Annotated in this window: 4 protein-coding genes and 1 pseudogene; 4 read left to right on the forward strand and 1 reads right to left on the reverse strand. The window is 60.7% G+C overall.

Features of this window, described 5'->3' with window-relative positions; translation table 11 throughout:
• The 4 genes and pseudogenes from ACRXB1_RS30325 to ACRXB1_RS30340 form a co-directional block, all read left to right on the forward strand.
• Positions 1-549: pseudogene (locus tag ACRXB1_RS30325) on the forward strand (allophanate hydrolase); the annotation flags it as partial.
• 21 nt (positions 550-570) lie between these two features.
• Positions 571-1,323: a 5-oxoprolinase subunit PxpA gene (gene pxpA, locus ACRXB1_RS30330; protein WP_449494144.1), complete on the forward strand. Its 753-nt coding sequence runs from the start codon at positions 571-573 to the stop codon at positions 1,321-1,323.
• Positions 1,324-1,491: 168 nt separating this feature from the next.
• Entirely contained in the window at positions 1,492-2,211 is a 720-nt protein-coding gene (locus tag ACRXB1_RS30335; protein WP_449494145.1) for a DUF969 domain-containing protein, read from the forward strand.
• Positions 2,208-3,164 carry a DUF979 domain-containing protein gene (locus tag ACRXB1_RS30340; RefSeq protein WP_062000603.1) on the forward strand — a complete coding sequence of 319 codons (957 nt, stop codon included), beginning with the start codon at positions 2,208-2,210 and terminating at the stop codon, positions 3,162-3,164. The genes ACRXB1_RS30335 and ACRXB1_RS30340 overlap by 4 nt, the downstream gene beginning before the upstream one ends.
• A gap of 970 nt (positions 3,165-4,134) precedes the next feature.
• On the opposite strand, the gene ACRXB1_RS30345 is transcribed toward ACRXB1_RS30340, so the two are convergent.
• Positions 4,135-4,986: TraB/GumN family protein (locus tag ACRXB1_RS30345; protein ID WP_449494146.1), on the reverse strand; the 852-nt coding region annotated here is incomplete at its 5' end.

Genomic DNA, 4,986 nt, shown 5'->3' on the forward strand with positions numbered 1-4,986 from the left:
TCGTTCTCGCCCACGGGCGTGGCATTCGGCGTGAAAGCGCCCGCCTGGTGCAAATTCGTGTACGTCGAAGAACCGGTCCGGCGCGGCAAACATACGGCGGGCAACGCGTGGTCGCTCCCGGTCCGGGTTTTACGCGGTCCCGAATACGAGACATTCACGAAGACGGCGCAGCACGATTTCTGGGACGAAGAATGGACTATCACGCCGAACAGCAACCGCATGGGTTTCCGGCTCGCGGGAACGGTGCTGGAACGTACCGATAAGGCCGATCTGCTCTCGCACGCGGTGCTGCCCGGCACGATCCAGGTCCCGCCGAACGGCCAGCCAATCGTGCTCATGGGTGACGCCCAGACCACGGGCGGTTATCCAAAGATCGGATCGGTGATCCGGGCGGATTTGTGGAAGCTCGCGCAAGCGCGGTTGAACGGCGGTGTGCGCTTTATCGAAACGACGGTCGAGGCCGCGCGCCACGCCCTCGCCGAAGAGCGCATGTATGTGAAACAGGTTGAAGCGGCGATCGCGATGCACGCCGAACGCCACGACCGGTAAATCAACGTGAAAGGAACGACCATGGATATCGATCTGAATGCCGATCTCGGCGAAGGCTGTGGTTCCGACGAAGCGCTGCTCGATCTGGTGAGCTCGGCGAATGTTGCGTGCGGCTGGCACGCGGGCGGCGCCACGGCCATGCGCGACTGCGTGCGCTGGGCGGTGGCGAAGGGCGTGGCTATCGGCGCGCATCCGAGCTTCAACGATCCCGAGAATTTCGGGCGCAAGGAAATGGATATTCCGGCCTCCGACATCTATGCCGGCGTGTTGTACCAGCTCGGCGCCCTGGCCGCGATTGCCAAGGCGGAAGGCGGCAGGATCGCGCACGTGAAGCCGCACGGCGCGCTGTATAACCAGGCCGCGAAGAACCTTGAAATTGCCGAAGCGATCGTTGCGGCCATTCACGATTTCGATCCGTCGCTGCTGGTGTTTGGCCTGGCAAACAGCAATCTCGTCGATGCCACCCGCAAGGCGAACATGGCGGCTATCGAAGAGGTGTTTGCGGATCGCGGGTATCGGGCCGATGGATCGCTCGTGCCGCGCAAGGACCCGGGCGCGCTGCTCGACGACGAAGAAGCGGTCCTCGCCCGCACGCTTTCGATGGCAACCGAACGGCGCGTGCAGGCGGTCAGCGGCGAATGGGTGCCGATCAACGCGCAAACAGTCTGCCTTCACGGCGACGGTGCGCACGCACTGGCTTTCGCCAAGCGGATTCGCGGCGCGCTGGAGACGGCGGGCATCGAAGTCCGGGCGGCGCACGCCGTTGCTGCATGAACTGAAACCAGCGCCTCTCGATTTACTTATTCAACGCCTCGGGTCAACACGGGGCGTTTTAGCAAGCGGCCATAGAGCTGCTTTTCGTCGAGCCGATGGAACAGACCACTCAAAGCAAGCGGTCCGTCCAAAGGCGGCAGGTCAATTACCCGAGCTTTGGAGATCTGAATGGGAACCGCAGTCAATCTATGGCCGCTAATTGGAGTGGTCGTCATCATCGTGGGATTTATCCTGCGCTTCAACCCGATGCTGATCGTGGCCGCCGCCGCCATCGTCACGGGGCTGGCGGCGCATTTTCCGATCGATCGAATTCTTACTGCCATCGGCACGGGATTTCTCAAGACGCGCAACATCCCGCTGATCATCTTGCTGCCACTGGCAGTGATTGGCTTGCTCGAACGCCACGGCTTGCGTGAACGCGCGCAGATCTGGATCTCGGGCATCAAGGCCGCGACAGTCGGGCGGCTCCTCATCGTGTACCTGCTGATTCGCGAGCTGACGGCGGCTGTCGGTTTGACCGGCCTCGGCGGCCATCCGCAGATGGTGAGACCGCTCCTCGCGCCCATGGCCGAAGGCGCGGCTGAAGCCCGCTACGGCAAGATCTCCGATAAAACCCGCTACACGCTGCGTGCGTATTCCGCGGCAACCGACAACGTCGGACTGTTCTTCGGCGAGGACATTTTCGTGGCGTTCGGCGCCATCGTCCTGATGACGACGTTCCTGCGCGAAGCGGGCATCGTGGTCGAGCCGCTGCACGTCGCCGTGTGGGGTATCCCGACCGCGATCTGCGCATTCCTGATCCACGGCTTCCGGCTCTGGCTGCTTGATCGGCGACTCACTCGCGAACTCGGCGCGCTAACCAAGAACGTTCGTGGAGAAACGGCATGACGCTCACCATCAACTATCTGTTCTATTTGCTTGGCGTGGTGCTGGTAATCGTCGCGGGCATGATTTACGTCGATAAAAGCCATCCGCGACGCCTCACCGCTGGAACCTTCTGGCTCGTCTATGCGCTGATTTTCCTGATCGGCGACTGGTTGCCGGCGAATGTCGTCGGCGTGCTGGTCGTGGCGATGGCGCTGATTGCCGGCTTCGGTGGCGTGACGGCCGCAAAGCCCAAAATGCTCTCCGATGAAACCCGCCGCAAGACCGCAATCCGTCTTGGCAACAAGCTGTTCGTGCCGGCGCTGACCATTCCGGTGGTGACCGTGGTGCTGACGCTCGCCGCGAGCCATCTGGTGTTCGGTGGCAAGCCGCTGCTCGATCCGAAGAACGTCACGCTGATTGGTTTTGGCGTGGGTTGTATCGTCGCGCTGGGCGTGGCTTGCGTGATGACGCGCGACACAGTCGGCCAGTCGATGAAGGAAACCCGCCGTCTCGTCGATGCCCTTTCGTGGGCAGCAGTTCTGCCGCAAATGCTGGGCATGCTGGGGCTGGTGTTTTCGGATGCCGGTGTTGGCAAGGCCGTGGCGCACGTGACGACGGCTTACGTGAACCTGGATTATCGGCTGGTCGCGGTGGCGGTTTATTGCGTGGGGATGGCGCTCTTCACGATGGTCATGGGCAATGGCTTCGCGGCGTTTCCGGTGATGACCGGGGGCGTCGGCGTGCCGATCCTGGTTGGCGTATTCCACGGCAATCCCGCGACGATGGTCGCCATTGGGATGTTCTGCGGTTATTGCGGAACGCTGATGACGCCGATGGCCGCGAACTTCAATATGGTGCCTGCGGCGTTGCTTGAATTGCCGGACAAGAATGCGGTGATCAAGGTGCAGGTGCCGACGGCTTTGTCGTTGTTGGTTGTGAATATCTTTTTGTTGAATTGGTTGATGTTTATTTGATTGGTGCGCGAGGGGGGGCGGGGCGGGCGGGGCGGGGTTGGTGCCGGGTTGTTGCTCTTTGGGCTACCGCGCGTTTTATTTTGGCTGATCTTTTTAGCACTGTTAGCCACTGTGCGTGGCGGCACTTCATTTCTTTGTCCAACGGCGACAAAGAAACGAAGCAAAGAAAACGCCTCCCAACCGCTAATTCTTAAGTGTCCCGAGCGTGCAATGACAACTGTTTGGTACTTCACAAGAACGCTCGACGCCGCAATCAAGAACACTTGGAAACCCTCCCCCTCCGTCAACCGCAACCCACACGCTTCGCCACCAGTGTCGGAATCCGTTAATGAGGCTTCCGCGCTGCGCGCGCTGACGCCCAAATGGAGGAGTTGGCTGTACTGGTTCCGTTTTGCCCGCGCGAGCCTGGGACCACCGGCGGCAAAGTCTCGGCAAGTTCAGGATGCTGTAGCGCCGTCATGTGCTCCACCCGTTGTTCACTTGGGCCAGGTTTCCGTATTGACTGCCACAGTTACTGGTGGCGAAGCGTGTGGGTATCTGTTGACGGAGGGGGAGGGGTTCAAGTGTTCCTGATTGCGGCGTCGAGCGTTCTCTGAAGGACCAAACAGTTGTCAGTGCACGCTCGGGACACTTAAGAATTAGCGGTTGGAAGGCGTTTTCTTTGCTTCGTTTCTTTGTCGCCGTTGGACAAAGAAATGAAGTCCCGCCACGGACAGTGGCTAATAGTGCTAAAGAAATTAGAAAACAGGAAACGCGCGAAGGCCTAAGCAGCAGCAACCCAGCATCAATCCTGACCGCTGCCAAAGACCAACCAAGCGTCAGCGCATTACCCGTGAAATGAAGTCCCGCCACGGACAGTGGCTAATAGCGCTAAAGAAATCAGCTAGAACGGAACGCGCGGTAGCCTAAAAAGCAACAACCCGGCACCAACCCCGACCACCGCCCCCCGATCAAGCGCAAACGCCCCGCCCTAGGCCGGTTCGACCACAAACCCGCGCTTCCTAAGCAACGCCAGCACCCCCCGCTTCCCCCCCAAATGCAACGCCCCGATAGCCACAAAAATCGGCCTGTTCGGCGCCGCCAACAAAACCGTCCGCGCCACAAACCGATAATTCCGGTCATAAACCACGCGGTTATCGATTTGAGCGGCCAGCACCTTCGACCGTGCGATCTTTTCGGTCTTGGCATCGTCCCAGGCCTTGAGCGCATCGGCATCGCCAATCCGCCATAACCGATGCAACTCCTTTACATCGGCAATATTCTCAGCCGGCGTCTGCACCAGATCCTGCTCAAGCATCTCCCGCTGCTGCGCCTGCGTCAGCCGCGTGAACGCCGATATCTGTTCGCTGATCGTCTCCAGCCCAACCACACGTCCGCGCGGCCGCAAGTACACGTTCTGCAACTGCGTCTCCGAACCATATTCGGTCTGGAATCCAGCCTTGATCGTATCGACTGTCTCAACCAGCATCGATGCAAGCCAGGGCCGCGACCGGCTGATATCGTCGAGCATGGCGGGGTTGCTGCGCAAGCGCGCTTCCAGGCGTTTCCACAGCGCATCGGGCAGCGCGCGCTGCAGGCAAGGCACCCGGCACGTGCCGTACTTGCTGACTTCATCCTGCGATACCAGCAGGTCATCGGGGGAAATTTCGAGCGCCAGCGTGGGCGATGCATCCAGCGCACCGAGGATCGGCGCGCGAAACGGCATGCTCGCCGGGTAGTCGTCCGGATAACCCACGTGCAGCGTGCCAAGCAAATAGATGGTGGTCTGGCCGCGCGTGGCGACGTAGAACGGCATATGCGCCGGTTGCGCCCGGACGGGGCA

The organism is Caballeronia sp. M23-90, from assembly GCF_053574605.1.

Coding starts and splice junctions, on each gene's coding strand:
- pxpA (WP_449494144.1), top strand. CDS start 571: ATGGATATCGATCTGAATGCCGATCTCGGCGAAGGCTGTGGTTCCGAC.
- ACRXB1_RS30335 (WP_449494145.1), top strand. CDS start 1,492: ATGGGAACCGCAGTCAATCTATGGCCGCTAATTGGAGTGGTCGTCATC.
- ACRXB1_RS30340 (WP_062000603.1), top strand. CDS start 2,208: ATGACGCTCACCATCAACTATCTGTTCTATTTGCTTGGCGTGGTGCTG.